Origin of the sequence: Thermomonas alba (genome assembly GCF_022419205.1) — a bacterium.
Lineage (GTDB): Bacteria > Pseudomonadota > Gammaproteobacteria > Xanthomonadales > Xanthomonadaceae > Thermomonas > Thermomonas alba.
On sequence record NZ_JAJOZU010000003.1, the window covers coordinates 24,395 to 39,609 of the forward strand.

Annotated in this window: 16 protein-coding genes, 1 tRNA gene and 1 riboswitch; of the genes, 10 read left to right on the plus strand and 7 right to left on the minus strand. The window is 69.5% G+C overall.

The window, feature by feature from the left end; genetic code table 11:
• The first annotated feature begins 47 nt into the window (after nucleotides 1-47).
• The 5 genes from ML342_RS04990 to ML342_RS05010 all read left to right on the plus strand — a co-directional run bounded on the left by ML342_RS04990 (nucleotide 48) and on the right by ML342_RS05010 (nucleotide 4,679).
• Nucleotides 48-482, plus strand: coding sequence for a DUF3144 domain-containing protein (locus ML342_RS04990; protein ID WP_240125842.1), 435 nt, complete (start codon nucleotides 48-50; stop codon nucleotides 480-482).
• Nucleotides 479-1,291, plus strand: coding sequence for a tryptophan synthase subunit alpha (trpA, locus tag ML342_RS04995; RefSeq protein ID WP_240125852.1), 813 nt, complete (start codon nucleotides 479-481; stop codon nucleotides 1,289-1,291). The genes ML342_RS04990 and trpA overlap by 4 nt, the downstream gene beginning before the upstream one ends.
• A gap of 130 nt (nucleotides 1,292-1,421) precedes the next feature.
• The gene (accD, locus tag ML342_RS05000; RefSeq protein WP_240125853.1) at nucleotides 1,422-2,312 is read left to right on the plus strand and encodes an acetyl-CoA carboxylase, carboxyltransferase subunit beta; all 891 of its coding nucleotides are present in this window, start codon (nucleotides 1,422-1,424) and stop codon (nucleotides 2,310-2,312) included.
• On the plus strand, nucleotides 2,309-3,670 hold the full coding sequence (gene glmM / locus ML342_RS05005; protein WP_240125855.1) for a phosphoglucosamine mutase: 1,362 nt from the start codon (nucleotides 2,309-2,311) through the stop codon (nucleotides 3,668-3,670). Before accD ends, glmM begins: the two co-directional genes overlap by 4 nt.
• A gap of 70 nt (nucleotides 3,671-3,740) precedes the next feature.
• A complete protein-coding gene (locus ML342_RS05010) occupies nucleotides 3,741-4,679 on the plus strand; it encodes an isopenicillin N synthase family dioxygenase (RefSeq protein WP_240125856.1) in 939 nt (312 codons plus the stop codon).
• A gap of 61 nt (nucleotides 4,680-4,740) precedes the next feature.
• On the opposite strand, the gene ML342_RS05015 is transcribed toward ML342_RS05010, so the two are convergent.
• Nucleotides 4,741-5,412: a DUF6445 family protein gene (locus tag ML342_RS05015; RefSeq protein ID WP_240125857.1), complete on the minus strand. Its 672-nt coding sequence runs from the start codon at nucleotides 5,410-5,412 to the stop codon at nucleotides 4,741-4,743.
• A gap of 68 nt (nucleotides 5,413-5,480) precedes the next feature.
• On the opposite strand from ML342_RS05015, the gene tpiA reads away from it, so the two are divergent.
• From tpiA to ML342_RS05030, 3 genes are all read left to right on the plus strand, one after another.
• Nucleotides 5,481-6,236 (plus strand): triose-phosphate isomerase, encoded by a 756-nt coding sequence (gene tpiA, locus ML342_RS05020; protein WP_240125858.1) that lies wholly within the window; start codon nucleotides 5,481-5,483, stop codon nucleotides 6,234-6,236.
• Between the two features lie 11 nt (nucleotides 6,237-6,247).
• Complete coding sequence (gene secG, locus ML342_RS05025) at nucleotides 6,248-6,631, plus strand: preprotein translocase subunit SecG (protein WP_240125859.1); 384 nt, start codon at nucleotides 6,248-6,250, stop codon at nucleotides 6,629-6,631.
• Between the two features lie 34 nt (nucleotides 6,632-6,665).
• Nucleotides 6,666-6,750: transfer RNA gene (locus ML342_RS05030), tRNA-Leu, on the plus strand.
• Nucleotides 6,751-6,866: 116 nt separating this feature from the next.
• Here ML342_RS05030 and pnuC read toward each other — a convergent pair.
• The 6 genes from pnuC to ML342_RS05065 all read right to left on the minus strand — a co-directional run bounded on the left by pnuC (nucleotide 6,867) and on the right by ML342_RS05065 (nucleotide 13,981).
• Nucleotides 6,867-7,439, minus strand: coding sequence for a nicotinamide riboside transporter PnuC (gene pnuC / locus ML342_RS05035; protein ID WP_338064991.1), 573 nt, complete (start codon nucleotides 7,437-7,439; stop codon nucleotides 6,867-6,869).
• Complete coding sequence (locus ML342_RS05040; RefSeq protein ID WP_240125860.1) at nucleotides 7,436-9,592, minus strand: TonB-dependent siderophore receptor; 2,157 nt, start codon at nucleotides 9,590-9,592, stop codon at nucleotides 7,436-7,438. Before ML342_RS05040 ends, pnuC begins: the two co-directional genes overlap by 4 nt.
• Before the next feature lie 54 nt (nucleotides 9,593-9,646).
• A riboswitch (TPP riboswitch) is annotated at nucleotides 9,647-9,744 on the minus strand.
• A gap of 38 nt (nucleotides 9,745-9,782) precedes the next feature.
• The gene (locus ML342_RS05045; protein ID WP_240125861.1) at nucleotides 9,783-10,916 is read right to left on the minus strand and encodes a phosphotransferase enzyme family protein; all 1,134 of its coding nucleotides are present in this window, start codon (nucleotides 10,914-10,916) and stop codon (nucleotides 9,783-9,785) included.
• Nucleotides 10,917-11,196: 280 nt separating this feature from the next.
• Nucleotides 11,197-12,159, minus strand: coding sequence for an IS110 family RNA-guided transposase (locus ML342_RS05055; protein WP_240125862.1), 963 nt, complete (start codon nucleotides 12,157-12,159; stop codon nucleotides 11,197-11,199).
• Nucleotides 12,160-12,329: 170 nt separating this feature from the next.
• On the minus strand, nucleotides 12,330-12,641 hold the full coding sequence (locus ML342_RS05060) for a penicillin acylase family protein (RefSeq protein WP_240125863.1): 312 nt from the start codon (nucleotides 12,639-12,641) through the stop codon (nucleotides 12,330-12,332).
• Nucleotides 12,642-12,673: 32 nt separating this feature from the next.
• The gene (locus ML342_RS05065; RefSeq protein WP_439655159.1) at nucleotides 12,674-13,981 is read right to left on the minus strand and encodes a diguanylate cyclase; all 1,308 of its coding nucleotides are present in this window, start codon (nucleotides 13,979-13,981) and stop codon (nucleotides 12,674-12,676) included.
• 190 nt (nucleotides 13,982-14,171) lie between these two features.
• Here ML342_RS05065 and ML342_RS05070 point away from each other — a divergent pair, with 190 nt between their 5' ends.
• On the plus strand, nucleotides 14,172-14,381 hold the full coding sequence (locus tag ML342_RS05070; RefSeq protein WP_240125864.1) for a hypothetical protein: 210 nt from the start codon (nucleotides 14,172-14,174) through the stop codon (nucleotides 14,379-14,381).
• 355 nt (nucleotides 14,382-14,736) lie between these two features.
• The gene (locus ML342_RS05075) at nucleotides 14,737-15,204 is read left to right on the plus strand and encodes an SET domain-containing protein (protein ID WP_240125865.1); all 468 of its coding nucleotides are present in this window, start codon (nucleotides 14,737-14,739) and stop codon (nucleotides 15,202-15,204) included.
• Nucleotides 15,205-15,215 lie beyond the last annotated feature (11 nt).

Genomic DNA, 15,215 nt, shown 5'->3' on the forward strand with positions numbered 1-15,215 from the left:
GCTTACCCGTTCGTTCATTTTCACATCAGCTAATGAGGAGTCCGGCCATGGCCGACGAAACCATCCCGCAGGCGCAGAATCCGGTCGAAGCCCAGACGGGCAATGCGCAGGCGGGCACCGCGTTCCCGCCGCAGTTCTTCGAGTGCGTCAACGAGTACCTGGAACTGACCCATAAGCAGTCCCAGAAGTACGGCGAGAAGAACATCAGCCTGGCCGCCCTGTTCGCCGCCGCGCGCTTCAACGCGCACGTGTTCCTGACCAGCGTCAAGCCGATCGAGGCGGCCAATGAGCGCAAGCCGTTCCTCGATTACATGACGACCTTGTACCGGCGCATGCTGAACGAGCATCTGGATGGGCTGGGCGAGGAGCGCGGCATCGACGTGGGCGACTCCGAACTGGCCGAGGAATACAAGGCCGCCGGTGTCAAGATCGGCCGGCTGAAGAACGCCGACGTCACCACGGCGGCTGCTGCCAACGAATGAGCCGCCTGCAGCAGCGGCTGCATGCCCTGCGCGCCTCCGGGCGCAAGGGGCTGGTGCCGTTCATCACCGCCGGCGATCCGGCGCTGGCGACGACCGTGCCGGTCATGCATGCGCTGGCGCAGGCCGGCGCGGACGTGATCGAACTGGGGGTGCCGTTTTCCGACCCGATGGCGGATGGCCCGGTGATCCAGCGCAGCTCCGAGCGTGCGTTGGCACGCGGTGCCGGCATGACCTACGTGCTGGACTGCGTGCGCGCTTTCCGGGCCACGGATGCGGATACGCCGGTCGTGCTGATGGGCTACCTCAATCCAGTCGAAATCCGCGGCGCGGCGGCATTCGCCGCCGAGGCTGCGCAGGCGGGAGTGGATGGCGTGCTGCTGGTGGACCTGCCGCCGGAAGAGGCGGGGGGGTACCAGGCGGCGCTTGCCCAGCATGGCCTGGCGCTGATCTCGCTGGCCTCGCCGACCACCCCGCAGACGCGCCTGCAGCGGCTGTGCGCGCAGGCCGATGGCTATCTGTACTACGTCAGCTACGCCGGCGTCACCGGCGCTACCCGGCTCGACGTGGAGGATGCCGCGCGCCATCTGGCGCAGGTGCGGGCGATGGCGCGCATCCCGGTGTTCGCCGGGTTCGGCATCCGCGATGCCGAAAGCGCCGCGGCGATGGCCGCGCACGCCGACGGGGTGGTGGTCGGCAGTGCCCTGGTGGCGGCGCTGGATGGCAGCCCGGAGGCGGAAGCGGCTACGCGTGCCGCGGCGTTCCTGCGGCCGCTGCGGGTGGCGCTGGACGGGATCGCGGCCGCGGCCTGAGGCCCGGGCCACGGCGAGGCCGGAAGATGGCCGGACCGGAGGACCCGGAGAGTAGACTGGGCCGTCCCGGCGGGTGCCGGGGCAGGCCGGGCAATCCCGCCTGCAATGCAATTTGCGGTGATCGAGACCAATGAGCTGGCTTAAGAAACTGATGCCGGGCACCGGCATTCGCACCGAGGTGAGTGGCGAGCGCAAGCGCAGCGTGCCCGAGGGTCTGTGGGAGAAGTGCGAGCGCTGCGGCGCCGCACTCTACCGGCCGGAGCTGGAGGAGAACCTCGAAGTCTGCCCGAAGTGCGCCTTCCACATGCCGATCCGCGCGCGGGTGCGGCTGGCGGCGCTGCTGGACGGCGGGCAGGGGCGCGAGATCGGGGCCGAGCTCGGCCCGACCGACGTCCTCAAGTTCAAGGATCAGAAGAAGTATTCCGAGCGCATCAAGGCCGCGCAGAAGTCCACCGGCGAGCGTGACGCGCTGGTGGCGCTGGAAGGCCGGCTGATGGGGCGCGAGCTGGTGGCCGCCGCATTCGAGTTTGCGTTCATGGGCGGCTCGATGGGCTCGGTCGTGGGCGAACGCTTCGCGCTGGCGGCCGAACGCGCGCTGGCGCTGCGCTGCCCGTTCGTGTGCTTCTCCGCCAGCGGCGGCGCGCGCATGCAGGAAAGCCTGTTCTCGCTGATGCAGATGGCCAAGACCGCGGCTGCGCTGGGCCGCCTGCGCGCGGCTGGGCTGCCGTACATCTCGGTGCTCACGCACCCGACCACCGGCGGCGTGTCCGCCAGCTTCGCCATGCTGGGCGACCTCAACCTGGCCGAGCCGGGCGCGCTGATCGGCTTCGCCGGGCAGCGGGTGATCGAGCAGACCGTGCGCGAGAAGCTGCCGGAAGGCTTCCAGCGCAGCGAGTTCCTGCTCCAGCACGGCACCGTGGATCAGATCGTGGATCGTCGCGAGATGCGCCAGCGGCTGGCGCACCTGCTGGCGCTGCTGATGAAGCAGCCGGTGCCGGTGGACGCCCCGGAGGCGGCATGAGCGCGCGTCGCTACTTCGGCACCGACGGCATCCGCGGGCGGGTGGGCGAGGGCGCGATCTCGGCCGATTTCGTGCTGCGTCTGGGCAACGCTTACGGGCACGCGCTGGCCGCCGCCGCGCGCGAGCGTCAGGAATGGCGCAAGCCGATGGTGGTGATCGGCAAGGACACCCGCATCTCCAACTACATGTTCGAGGCCGCGCTGGAAGCCGGGCTGGTCGCGGCCGGCGTGGACGTGCAGCTGGTGGGGCCGATGCCGACTCCGGCGGTGGCATATCTCACCCGCTCGCTGCGCGCCGACGGCGGCATCGTCATCTCCGCTTCGCACAACCCGCATCACGACAACGGCATCAAGTTTTTCTCGGCCCAGGGCGAGAAGCTGGACGACGCCACCGAGCTGGCGATCGAATCCGCGCTGGAGTTGCCGTTCCGCACCGTGCCGTCCGAATGTCTGGGCAAGGCCGTGCGCACCCGTGATGCGGTCGGGCGCTACGTCGAGGCCTGCAAGAGCTCGGTGCCGAAGGGCTTCGAGCTCGGCGGCATGCACATCGTGGTGGACTGCGCCAACGGGGCGACTTACCAGCTGGCGCCGTTGGTGCTGCGCGAGCTGGGTGCGCGGGTGGAGGCGATCGCGGTCGAGCCGAATGGCCTGAACATCAATGCCGGCGTCGGTTCCACCCATCCCGAGGCGCTGGCGGCGCGGGTGCGCGAGAGCGGCGCCGCGCTGGGGATCGCGTTCGACGGCGACGGCGATCGCGTGCTGTTCGTGGACGCCCAGGGCACTGTGCGCGACGGTGACGACCTGCTGTACGTGCTGGCCTGCGACTGGCAATCCAGCGGGCGTCTGCGCGGGCCGGTGGTAGGCACCTTGATGAGCAACTATGGGCTGGAGCAGGCCCTGGCCGCGCGCGGGATCGGCTTCGTGCGCGCCAAGGTCGGCGACCGCTACGTGCACCAGCAGCTGCTGGCGCATGATGGGGTGCTCGGCGGCGAAACCAGCGGCCACATCCTGTGCCTGGACCGCGCCAGCACCGGCGATGGCATCGTCAGCGCGCTGCAGGTGCTGGAGGTGCTGCGCCGGCGCGGTATCGGCCTGGCCGAGGCGGTGCAGGGCCTGCGCAAGCTGCCGCAAAAGACGCTGAATGTGCGCTTCGAGAGGGGCCGCAAGCCGGCCGAGGCGGAATCCGTGCAGATCGCGCTGGCGCAGGCGCAGCGCGCGGTGGAAGGGCGCGGGCGCGCGTTCCTGCGGCCGTCCGGCACCGAGCCGGTGGTGCGGGTGACGGTCGAAGCCGACGACCCCGCGCTGGTCGAGTCCACCGTGCAGGCCCTGGCCGACGCCGTGCGCGCGGCCGCAGTCTGATTCCGATCAAACCCCGCGCGCGCCGGCGACGGCATACTGCGCGGCATTTCCATTTTTTTCGGTCCATACCATGAGCCAGCCGCAGATTCCGACCCTCGACATCCGCCGCTTCGACACCGACCGTGAGGCCTTCGTGGCCGAGCTGGGCCAGGCCTACCGCGAATGGGGCTTCGCCGGCATCCGCGGCCACGGCATCCCGCAGGAGGTGATCGACGGCGCCTACGATGCCTTCGTCGCCTTTTTTGCCCTGCCTGAGGACGTGAAGATGAAGTACCACGTTCCCGGAGGCGGCGGCGCGCGCGGCTATACCCCGTTCGGCGTCGAGACGGCCAAGGGGTCGCAGTACTACGACTTGAAAGAGTTCTGGCACGTCGGCCGCGAGGTGCGCGACGAGAAATATGCCGACGTGATGCCGCCCAACCTGTGGCCGGCGGAAGTGCCGGAGTTTCGCGCGCGCGCGCTGGCGCTGTACGACGCGCTGGACGCGCTGGGTGCGCGGGTGCTGTCGGCGCTGGCGCTGAACCTCGGGTTGCCCGAGGACTACTTCGCGGACAAGACCGACAACGGCAATTCGATCCTGCGCCCGATCCACTATCCGCCGATCACCGCCGACGAGATCCCGAACGTGCGCGCCGGCGCGCACGAGGACATCAACCTGATCACCCTGCTGGTCGGCGCGAGCGCGGAAGGGTTGGAAGTGCTCTCGCGCAAGGGGGAGTGGGTGCCGTTCACCGCGGATGCCGACACCATCGTGGTCAACATCGGCGACATGCTGCAGCGGCTGACCAACCATGTGCTGCCGTCCACCACCCACCGGGTGGTGAACCCGCCGGGTGAGAAAGCCCGCCAGCCGCGCTATTCCACCCCATTCTTCCTGCACCCGAATCCGGATTTCGTGATCGACGTGCTGCCCAACTGCGTCAGCGCCGACAACCCCAGCCGCTATCCAGAGCCGATCACCGCCCAGGGCTACCTGGAAGAGCGCCTGCGCGAGATCAAGCTCAAGTGAGCACGATGAAGGCCGCCGCAAGGCGGCCTTCGTGCGTCCGGCGTCGGCTTGCCTGCCTGGCTCAGGCCATCCAGAAGAACACGGCGGCCATCCGCTCGTCGGCCAGCACGCTGCCGCGGTAGGCGGTGGCGCTGTGGATCAGCGCGGTGGTGTACACCAGCAGGCGATTGAAGCGGTTGGGCACGCGCACGTCCTCGACGAAGCTGCCGGGCGGCACGAAACGGGTGCCGAGCGCATCCACCAGGTTGTCGTGCGGCTTGGTGACGGTGTTGCCACCGAGCTGGCCGTTCGGCAGGCGCTGGCGATAGAAGCTGGTGCCGCAGTCCGCGGGGGCGTCGGGCAGCAGGTACAGCACGCCGGCATAGCGGCACAGCGAACGCGCGTCGGTATGCGGCCGCGCCTGCGCCTCGCGCGCGCCCACCACCTGCACGCAGTTGTGGTTCAGGGTCTTGCCGTCGGGTGCCGGCTGCACCCATAGCCGCTTGGCGCCGGTGGCGGCGCGCACGCGCTGCTCCACCATCGCCAGCTCGTCGGGTTCCAGCGCCGGGATCGCGCGCCGGCCGGGCCAGCTTTCCCGGGTGTGCGGGAAGCCCAGCGCCCAGTCGGGCTTGGCCAGGCAGCGTTCGCGCACGGCCATGGCGTCGGGCAGCACGTCGTCGAACACCCAGTAGTCGCGGCCCTCGGTGGGCTTGCGGTAGGGCAGGACGCGCATCATCGGGGCGGGGCGGTTCATGCCGCGGACTATACGGCGGCGGCGGGCGCAATTGCTAAACTTGCGCCCCTTCGCACGGGGAGCACCGCATGCGCCGCAAGATCGTCGCCGGGAACTGGAAGCTGCACGGCAGCCGCGCGTTCGCGGCGGCGCTGCTGGCAGAGCTTGCTGCCGGTCGTCCGCAGGGAGTGGAACTGGTGGTGCTGCCGCCCTATCCATACCTGCAATCGCTGGCCGCGCCCTGCGTGGAGGCGGGCATCGCGCTGGGCGCGCAGGACTGCAGCGCCCACGACAAGGGGGCCTATACCGGCGAGGTGGCCGCTGCGATGCTCGCCGACGTCGGCGCGCGCTATGTGCTGGTGGGCCATTCCGAGCGCCGCCAGTATCACGCCGAGAGCAGCGCGCTGGTGGCCGAGAAGTTCGTCGCCGCGCAGGCGGCCGGGCTGATCCCGGTGCTGTGCGTGGGCGAGCGCCTGGAGGAGCGTGAAGCCGGGCAGACCGAGGCGGTGGTGGCCGGGCAGCTGCGGCCGGTGTTGGAGCGGGCCGGCGCGGCGGCGTTCGCGCGCGCGGTGGTGGCCTATGAACCGGTCTGGGCGATCGGCACCGGGCGCACCGCCAGCCCGGAGCAGGCGCAGGCGGTGCACGCCTTCATCCGTGGTGAAGTGGCGGCGTTCGATGCTACAATCGCAAACTCGCTTCCGCTGCTGTACGGCGGAAGCGTCAAGCCCGACAACGCGGCCAGCCTGTTCGCGCAGGCCGACGTGGACGGCGGGCTGGTCGGCGGCGCCTCGCTGGTGGCCGCGGATTTCCTGGCCATCGCGCAGGCGGCGGCCGACCTCACCTGAGAACGCGCGACATGCTGCTGCAACTCGTCAACATCCTCTACGTGCTGGTGGCCATCGCCATCATCGCCTTCGTGCTGCTCCAGCAGGGATCTGGCGCGCAATCCGGTTCCGGCTTTGGCGGCGGCGCCTCGGCTACGGTGTTCGGCGCGCGCGGCGCGTCGAACTTCCTGAGCAAGACCACCAAGTGGCTGGCCATCGTGTTCTTCACCGTGAGCATGGGCATGGCCATGTACGCCAGCAAGCAGGGCAAGGGCGGCCCGGCCAAGCCCGACCTCGGCCTGATGGCGCAGCAGCCGGTGCCCACCGCCCCGGCCACGCCGGCTGCGCAGGTGCCCGCCGCCCAGATCCCCGCCACGCCGGCGGAGCAGGCACCCGCCCCCGCCCCCGGCAAGTGACGCCGGCGGCGGCAGGTTCTAGAATCCACGCATTGCCCAGGTGGCGGAATTGGTAGACGCACTACCTTGAGGTGGTAGCGACGCAAGTCGTGGGGGTTCGAGTCCCCCCTTGGGCACCAACGCCAGGAACCCCGCTTCGGCGGGGTTTCTTTTTTCCGCCGCGCGGCGGGCGCGATGGGTGCGACGCGCCTGCGGCGAGGGGGCGGGGCGATATGACGGCGCTGGTCCGGGGTGATCAATCCGCCGCGGACGCGCGCGCGGCCTGGTGCCAGGCGCGCAGGCCCTGCACGGCGAGGAGCACGAAGCCGGCGTACAGCGCGGCGGTGATGTACAGGTGTTTGCTGGTGAACATGCCGACGTACGCCACGTCCACCACGATCCACATCCACCAGGCGGCGACGTGGCGGCGGTTCTGCCAGAACTGGCCGACCAGGCTGAGCGCGGTGAGCATCGCATCCAGCCAGGGCAGCGCGGCGTTGGTATAGGTGTGCATGAACGCACCCAGTGCCAGCCCGCCGGCGATCCCGGTGAGCAGGTGCCGCCATGCCGCGGTGGCTGGCAGGGCGGCGATCCGCACCTGGCCGCCGGCGTCCAGATGCCGCAGCCAGCGCCGCCAGCCAGCGATCAGCATCGCCACCCAGAACAGCTGCAGCAGCACTTCCGAATACAGGCGTGCTTCGAGGTACACCCACAGATACACCGCCACCGAGGTCAGGCCGACCGGATAACACCACGGACTGCGGCGGGTGGTCAGCCACACCGCAGCGGCGCTCAGCGCCGCCGCGGTGAGTTCGTGCAGCGGTATCACAGCCCCACGCGCAGGCTCAGCCGCGCCAGCCGCGGGGCGCCAGGGAACAGGTAGGTATCGCCATAGGCGCTGCCGACGTCGCGCCAGTAGCGGCGATCGAACAGGTTGTCGATGCCCAGCTGCACGCTGAGCGGATGCGCGCCCCATTGGCCCTGCCAGCGCAGGCCGGCGTCGAACACGTCATAGGCCGGCGCACGCACGCTGCCGTCGGCGGTGGCGGGATTGCTGGCGGCGTGCCGCCAGCCGCCCTGAACGCCGACCTGCGGCCACCACGGCAGCCGATAGTCCAGCTGCACGCTGCTGCGCCAGGCCGGTACGTTGGCCAGCTGATGGCCTTCGTAAGCCGGGGTCCCGGTGCCGCTCGCACGTGCGCGCAGCAGCGCCACGCTGGCATCCAGCCGCAGCGCCTCGGTCAGCGTTCCGTGGGCCGCCAGCTCAATCCCGGTACGGGTTTCCTGGCCGCGCTCGACGAAGCTGTAGCCAGCGCTGCTGGCATCCGGCTGGGCGAACTGGTAAGGCTGGCGCATGCGGAACAGGGCGGCCTGCAGGTCCACGCGATCCTGCCAGCGGTACTTCACGCCGGTTTCGAGCTGCCGCGACAGGCGCGGGCCCAGCACTTCGCCGTCATTGCTGGTCCAGAACGGCGCTTCCTTGCCCAGCGCCAGCCCTTCGCTGTAGCTGGCATACAGGCTGAGCGCAGCCTGCGGCTGGAAGATCATCGCCACCTGCGGCAGGGTGCGCTGCAGGCGGGTGGTGCGGGTGACGGCGGCATGCTTGTCGCGCGCGGTTTCGTCCAGATGCGCGGCCTGCACCCCGGCCAGCAGCTGCCAGTACGCGCCCAGCGCGATCCGGTCCAGCGCGAAGACCGCCCGTTGGCGGCTGTCCAGCCGCCGCACGCGCGGGCCGGGCTGTTTGGGTGAAGGCGCATACACCGGCGGGTCGAGGTCGTCGATATTGGCGCTGCCGACGTACTCGTTGACGCTGGCGCGGCGGGTGATGCTGCGGTGGCGCCAGTCCGCGCCCAGGGTCAGCACGTGCTGCAGCGCGCCGGTGGCGAAGCGGCCTTCCAGGCTGACGCGCGCGCTGTCGCTGATGCGCGTGTCGTCGGGGCTGCGGTAGTCGTAGATGTCGTATTCGCCGTTCGGCCCGAAATGATTGCCAGGCAGGCTGGCGCAGGCGGCCACGTAGTAGCAGCCGTAGGCGAAGGCGACGTTGTCGTCGATGGCGCTGCGGCTGCGGCCGGCGGCCAGGCGCAGCGTCCAGGCATCGCCCAGGTCATGGCGCAGGCGCGCGGCGGCGTTGGTCGAATGGATGCGCACGGGCTGCTGCCAGGGTTGATAGCCCAGCATCCGGGTCGGATCCGGGTGCGGCGGCAGGCGCGTGCCGCCCAGCAGCTGGTAGCCCGAAGCCGAGCGCTGCGCGCTGTGCTGGTCGCTCACGTCCAGCTCCAGGCGGGTTGCCGCATTCGGCACCCAGTCGGCGGCGAGCGCGGCCAGCGCGCGATGGCCATCGGCATGGCGCACGTAGGCATGCATGTCGTCCCAGGCCAGGTTGGCGCGCACTCCGAAGTCCGGCGTCAGCCATTGGCCCGCGTCCAGCGCGACATAGCGCGAGCCGTGCGAATCGGTGCCGAGCGTGAGCGTGCGCACGTCGGCCGGGCGCTTGCTGACGAAGTTCACCACGCCGCCCGGTTCGAGCACCCCGGCGTCGATCCCGGCCAGGCCCTTGAGCACTTCCACCTGCTGCTTGTCCTCCAGCGCGATGGTCTGCTCGCCGGTCATGGCCAGGCCGTTGAAGCGGTAGCCGCTGCCCAGGTCCAGCGGATAGCCGCGGATGTTGATGTTCTGGTAGTAGCCGACCGGCGCGTAGTTGTCGCCGAGCGCGGCATCCTCGCGCGCCAGTTCGCTCAGGCTGCGGATCTGGCGGGCGTCGAGGCGGTCGCGGCCGATCACGTCCAGGCTGGCCGGGATGTCCTGCGCGCGGGCCGCGCCCCAGCTTTGCAGGCTGGAATCGGCAGTGCTTGCGGTGCCGTGGACCTGCACGGTCGGCAAGCGGGTGATGCGGTCGCGTTGGGGGGAAGCGTCGTCCGTCGTGGCAGCCTGGGCCAGCAGCGGCAGCAGAGCGAGCAGCAGGGGAGAGAGAGAAAGCTTCATCGTCGTCGTCGGTTGGAGGGACGAAGCGACGGCAGGCGGGTGCCTGCATCGGCACGCCGCCATGATCAAGCTCCCTACGCCGGTGCGAACCGGATCAGGTTCCAAGGGACTCTCTCAGCCCGGATCCATGCCGGGCACCCCCGCTTCTGCGCGGTATTGAAGCACAGCCGGGCCTGCGTCGGCCAGCGCGCTATCCCGCGGCGCGGATCGCCCGCAGCAGGGCGCGCGCCTGCGGCTGCGCGAACCAGGCGAAATGGCCCAGCAGGAAATCGCGCCAGGCCACCTCGGCCATTTCCGGCTGGTCCAGCACGGCGTGGAAATACTCCAGTTCCGACAGCGCGAAATCCAGGTGCGCCAGTGGTAGTAGATCGGCCAGCAGATCGGTATCGGCCCTGCTCAGGGGCAGCAGCTCGGCATAGCCGGCCAGCAGGGCGCAGGCGATGTCCGCGAACGCCGGACGGCTGGCCGGATCGGGATGCAGCCAGGCGATCGCATTGCGCTCGATCGCGGTGGCCAGGTCGAGCAGGGCGAAGGTGGGCGCGCACAGGCCGAAATCGAGGATCGCCGCGACCTCGGCCTGCGCGCCGGCACCCTCCCAGAGCAGGTTTGAGACATGCCAGTCGCCGTGCGTCCATGCCACCGGCTGCGCGGCCAGGCGGGGCTGCAGCGCGCCCAGCGCGGGCAGCAGCGGCGCGAGTTCGCGCGGCCAGTCGCGCGTGGCCAGCGCGGCGGCCAACCCCGGGCGCCGCGCGCAGGCCTGGGAGATGGCGGCCAGCGGATCGCCGGAGCGCAGCAGGGTATCTCCGGTCACCAGCAGCGCGGTGCTGCGCGCCGGCGCGGCGTAATCGCGTGCGGCCAGGTGCAGCCGCGCCAGCATGCGTCCTGCGCTGCGCGCATGCGCGGCCGACAGCGGCGGCGTCCACGAGGGTGCGTCGCGGTACAGGTCGACGCCTGTGGCCAGCGCATGCACCTCGTAGGTCCATTCGCCCAGCGTGATCGCGCTGCTGCCCTCGGCATCCGTCAGCACCTCCGGCACCGGCAGGCCACGCGCGCGCAGGTGCGCGATGAAGGCGTGCTCCTCCTGCAGCTGCGCGGCGCTGCGCACGCGGACGTGGTGGCGCTTGAGGAAGACCTCGCCTTGCGCGCAGGCCACCCGCGCCGCCGCCGAGAACGGCCGCGGGCTGTGCCAGCGCAGCGTCAGCGGCGGCGACAGCGACGGGAAGCGCGCCAACACCGCCGCCGCTTCGTCGATCCGCAGCGGCGGCCAGTCGGGCGCCATCGGCGCCTCGTTCCAGCCGTGCGCGAGGTGGGGAGGGTGGCTCATGGGCGGCTCTGGCCGGAGGTCGCGGCGGCTGCCGCGACTGCGATTATCCGGATCGCCGCCGCCCGCGTCAGCGCGGCACCCGGTAGCCGCCCGGTACGCCTTTGGCCGAAAGCGTCAGCTGCCACGGCGGGTCGCGGCGGGTGCGGAAGGTAGCGGCGGAGGCCGAGAGGTAGAACCACCGCATGCGCCGGAAGCGCTCGTCGTAGTGCTGCGACAGCCGCGGCCAGGCGGCGTGCCAGGTCCATGTCGAAATAGCGCTCCTGAGTAACCGTCTTCCGAGTCAAGCGCCGTGAAGCGCGTTATCCCAAGGTTTGTTGGTTCTGACCATGGCATTGAGCACGGTCAGCAGCTTGCGCATGCAAGCGACCAAGGCGACTTTGGGCAGCTTGCCGGCGGCGATCAGGCGCTCGTAGAAGGCCTTGATGACGGGGTTGCGGCGACTGGCGGTCAGTGCGGCCATGTACAGCACACGGCGCACGTCGAAGCGTCCGCCCTGGATGCGTCGTCGGCCCCGGCTTGCGCCGGAATCGTTGGCCATCGGGGCCACGCCCACCAGCGCGGCGATCTCGCGCCGGTTGAGCCGGCCGAGTTCGGGCAACTCGGCGATCAGCGTGGCGCTGGCCACCGGGCCGATGCCGCTGGCCGATTGCAGCAATCGGTCGAGCTCGGCGAAGTGCTCACGCACGTGGCCGACCATCTGGCCCTCGATGTCGTCGAGCTGGGCCTGGATGGCCGCGATGATGGCCTCGATGCTCGGGTGCAGCGCCTTGGGCGTGATCTGCAGCCGCTGCCGCTCGGCGAGCAGCATGGCCAGCAGCTGACGCCGGCGCGTGACCAGCGCGGCCAGCCATTGCTGCTGCGGGTCTGCCAGCGGGCGCAGGAAGCGGGCCAGATCGTCGCGGCGCAGCAGCACCGCGGCGAACTCCGCCAGCATGCGGGCGTCCACCGTGTCGGTCTTGGCCAGACGCCCCATCGACTTGGCGAAGTCGCGTGCCTGACGCGGGTTGACCACCGCCACAGGCAGGCCGGCGGCCTGCAGCGCGCAGGCCAACGCCGTCTCGTAGCCGCCGGTGGCCTCCATCACCACCAGCGCCACGTCCAGCGGCTTGATGGCCGCCGTCAACGCCGGGTGAGCCTCGGCATGGTTGTCGAACCGCTGGGCATCGAACTGGGCGCCCAGCACCGCGACATCGACATGCGCCTTGGCCACGTCGATGCCCACCACCACTGAGGAAGCAGACATGGTCTTCGGATCCCTTGCTTGTGCATGCGCGCTCGGCCAAGCCGGCGCGCCTAACCGTTCGGGCTTCAGGAAGACCAGCACGGCGGCCGTGCGCTCTTTACTCAGAGACGGGCTCGATGACCCCAGCGCGTACCAAGCTGCACGGGCCGGTCTGGCCGCCTCAACGGCGATCAGACTCTACCGTTCTGGTCGGGGATGAACATACAAGCGTGCAAATAGCCAAGCGCGCGCATGGCGTCGGCCGCGTTGGATGCGTCGAGGGTGGCGACCCCCAACGCATCGCGTGACACCGTCACCGGCGCTGTCAGGCCGGGCAAGTGCGCCTGACCAGTCAGGCGCGCGCGGCTCCCAGCCAGCAGCCAGACCACCGATCCGACGGCAGCAAGCGCAAGGGTGAAGAGTGCCGCAAGGGTGTAGGCAACATAGCGTCTGCGACGGTAAGCGGAGGCAGCGGCAGGCGGCACGGGATCGGCAGACGGCATAGGTGATGGTGGTGATGGGCAGTGTCTGATGTTTACGTCGCCTCTTCCAAGCCCCGCACCTGGTTGCGCCCGCCGGCTTTGGCCAGATAGAGATGACGGTCGGCTTCGCCGAGCAGTTTGTGCAGGTTCGGGAACTGCGCGTCGCGCTGGCAGGCGCCCACGCTGATCGTGAAGCGCAGCGGACGGCCGTCGATGTCGAGCTCGATCGCTTGCACGGCCGCGCGCAAGGTTTCCAGATGGGCGAGCGCCGCGTGCCGGTCCAGCCCGCGCATGAGCATGCAGAACTCCTCGCCACCGAAACGGCCGCTGTAGTCGCTGGGGCGGGTATGCGCATGCAGCACCTGCGCCATGGCGCGCAGGGCCTGGTCGCCGGCTTCGTGGCCGTAGTTGTCGTTGACGTGTTTGAAGTGGTCGATGTCGATCATCGCCACGGTGATGGGGTCCTGCGCCGACTCGGCCAGCAGGCGCTCGCTGTGCTCGAGGAAGTTGCGTCGGTTGGGCAGTCCGGTCAAAAAGTCGCGGGTGGCCAAATCTTGCAGGGTGCCGATCAGTTCCAGCTGGTCGATGTTCTGCGAGACCCGGCAGAAGAACTCCTCGCGCGAGAACGGCTTGCGCAGGAAGTCATTGGCTCCGCTCTTGAGGAAGCGGGGGATCAGGTTGGGGTCGGTGCTGCCGGAGACGCCGATCACTGCCATGCGGTCGCGCGCGCGCAGCTGGCGCAGGCGGCGGGTGAGTTCGATGCCGTCCATCATCGGCATTTCCTGATCCACGATGCACAGGCGGATGCCGGGATCGGCCTCGACCGTGCGCAGCGCGGAGCTGCCGTCGGCCACGTGCGCCACTTGGTAGCCCTGCGCTTGCAGTAGCGAGGCGATGAACGAGCGTGAGGACAGCGAGTCGTCCACCACCAGGGCGCCGATCCGGCGGTTACGTTCCAGCCGGCGTACCAGCCACACCAGATAGTCCAGGCTGTCGGGCGTGCTTTTCAGCACGTAGTCGATGATCTGCTGTTGCAGCGCGCGCTGACGCAGCTCCTCGTCATAGACCCCGCTGACCACGATGGTGGGCAGGCGACGCGAGGTGAAAAAGTCCAGGATCTGGTCGCGGTCGCCATCGGCCAGCACCATGCCGGTCAGCACCAGGAACCAGTCGTCCTTGGTGTCCAGCAGCCGCGCGGCATCCGCCAGCGTGGCGGCGACTTCGACCGGCAACTCGATCTGCTGCTCGATCGCTTCGCGCAGGATCGAGGTGTAGGCGCGCGAGTTTTCGACCACGAGCACGCGCTGGGGGAGTGCTGCATGCGCGGAACCGATCGCAGACATGGCAGAGGCGGTCGACATCGACGTGGATCCTGGTGGCGGGTGAGACATCGATGTGGGGGTTGAGGTTTTTTACCACGAGCCCGGTCCTGATGGCGGCGCCAGCGGCATGAACGGCGTTTCATGCCGCCGCCATCCAGGCGCAAACTGCGTCGGGATAGGCTGCCAAAGTCCATCCGGATACCCTTCAACCAACGACGGGGAGAGTCACATGAACACCGCACGGAGGCTCGTCGCGCTGGCGGCCGCCATGTTGCTGGCCGCCAATGCTTTCGCCATGGCCCACGCCGGCACCGCCTCGGCCAAGCCGGTTTCCACACCGAATGCGAGCGCCCAGCAAGCGCAGCAGGCCAACAGCCGTTGCCGGGATGCCAAGGGCAAGTTCACGCAGTGCCCTGCGTCCGCAGCGGCGAAGACATGAGGCGGTCGCCGCGCGCGCTCAGCCCGCGGCCGTGGGAGGCGCTGTCGGCAGCACTGGTTGTGAGTCGTCAAGAGGTTGTTCCTGGGAACTGGAAGCCGTGACATAGGCGCAACGCGGTCGATACCGTGGCGAGGTCGATGCCACGGACGGCGGGGCGGATGCGGTCTGGCAGCCGACCAGCAGGATCAGCGCCAGCAGGGACGGGGATGCGAGCCAGTGGGAGATGTCCATGGTGATGGGACGCGTGCGGAAGGTGCCCAGCCCTCCAATGCAGGCCACGAATGTGGGCGGCCATCGGCTGGACAAGCCACCAGGCTGCGCGACAATGGGGCACGCCTATAACCCGACACTGCTCATGCCGAGGAAAATCCGCGTCCGCAAATCCGCCATCCACGGTAACGGTGTGTTCGCCGCGCGACCGATCACCAAGGGGGAGCGCGTGATCGAATACAAAGGGCGCCGCCGCACGCATGCGGAGGTCGATGCCGGCGACAGCGGGGACATCGAAAGTGGCCATACCTTCCTGTTCACCCTCAATGAGGACTGGGTGATCGATGCCAACTTCGAAGGCAACGCGGCGCGCTGGATCAATCACAGCTGCGATCCCAACTGCGAAGCGGTGCTCGTCGAGCATCCGCACGACTCGAAGCGCTCGAAGGTGTTCATCGAAGCGCTGCGCGACATCGCGGCGGGCGAGGAGCTGACCTACGACTACGGCATCACCCTGGCCGAACGCCACACCCCGCGTCTGAAGAAAATCTGGGCCTGCCGCTGCGGCGCTCCGACCTGCACCGGGACCATGCTCAAGCCCAAAAAGCGCTGATCTGGCGTTGG

What these genes read in the sequence shown, in the direction of transcription:
- ML342_RS04990 (WP_240125842.1), top strand. Translation starts at nt 48, where the DNA reads ATGGCCGACGAAACCATCCCGCAGGCGCAGAATCCGGTCGAAGCCCAG.
- trpA (WP_240125852.1), top strand. Translation starts at nt 479, where the DNA reads ATGAGCCGCCTGCAGCAGCGGCTGCATGCCCTGCGCGCCTCCGGGCGC.
- accD (WP_240125853.1), top strand. Translation starts at nt 1,422, where the DNA reads ATGAGCTGGCTTAAGAAACTGATGCCGGGCACCGGCATTCGCACCGAG.
- glmM (WP_240125855.1), top strand. Translation starts at nt 2,309, where the DNA reads ATGAGCGCGCGTCGCTACTTCGGCACCGACGGCATCCGCGGGCGGGTG.
- ML342_RS05010 (WP_240125856.1), top strand. Translation starts at nt 3,741, where the DNA reads ATGAGCCAGCCGCAGATTCCGACCCTCGACATCCGCCGCTTCGACACC.
- ML342_RS05015 (WP_240125857.1), bottom strand. Translation starts at nt 5,412, where the DNA reads ATGAACCGCCCCGCCCCGATGATGCGCGTCCTGCCCTACCGCAAGCCC.
- tpiA (WP_240125858.1), top strand. Translation starts at nt 5,481, where the DNA reads ATGCGCCGCAAGATCGTCGCCGGGAACTGGAAGCTGCACGGCAGCCGC.
- secG (WP_240125859.1), top strand. Translation starts at nt 6,248, where the DNA reads ATGCTGCTGCAACTCGTCAACATCCTCTACGTGCTGGTGGCCATCGCC.
- ML342_RS05040 (WP_240125860.1), bottom strand. Translation starts at nt 9,592, where the DNA reads ATGAAGCTTTCTCTCTCTCCCCTGCTGCTCGCTCTGCTGCCGCTGCTG.
- ML342_RS05045 (WP_240125861.1), bottom strand. Translation starts at nt 10,916, where the DNA reads ATGAGCCACCCTCCCCACCTCGCGCACGGCTGGAACGAGGCGCCGATG.
- ML342_RS05055 (WP_240125862.1), bottom strand. Translation starts at nt 12,159, where the DNA reads ATGTCTGCTTCCTCAGTGGTGGTGGGCATCGACGTGGCCAAGGCGCAT.
- ML342_RS05060 (WP_240125863.1), bottom strand. Translation starts at nt 12,641, where the DNA reads ATGCCGTCTGCCGATCCCGTGCCGCCTGCCGCTGCCTCCGCTTACCGT.
- ML342_RS05065 (WP_439655159.1), bottom strand. Translation starts at nt 13,981, where the DNA reads ATGTCGACCGCCTCTGCCATGTCTGCGATCGGTTCCGCGCATGCAGCA.
- ML342_RS05070 (WP_240125864.1), top strand. Translation starts at nt 14,172, where the DNA reads ATGAACACCGCACGGAGGCTCGTCGCGCTGGCGGCCGCCATGTTGCTG.
- ML342_RS05075 (WP_240125865.1), top strand. Translation starts at nt 14,737, where the DNA reads ATGCCGAGGAAAATCCGCGTCCGCAAATCCGCCATCCACGGTAACGGT.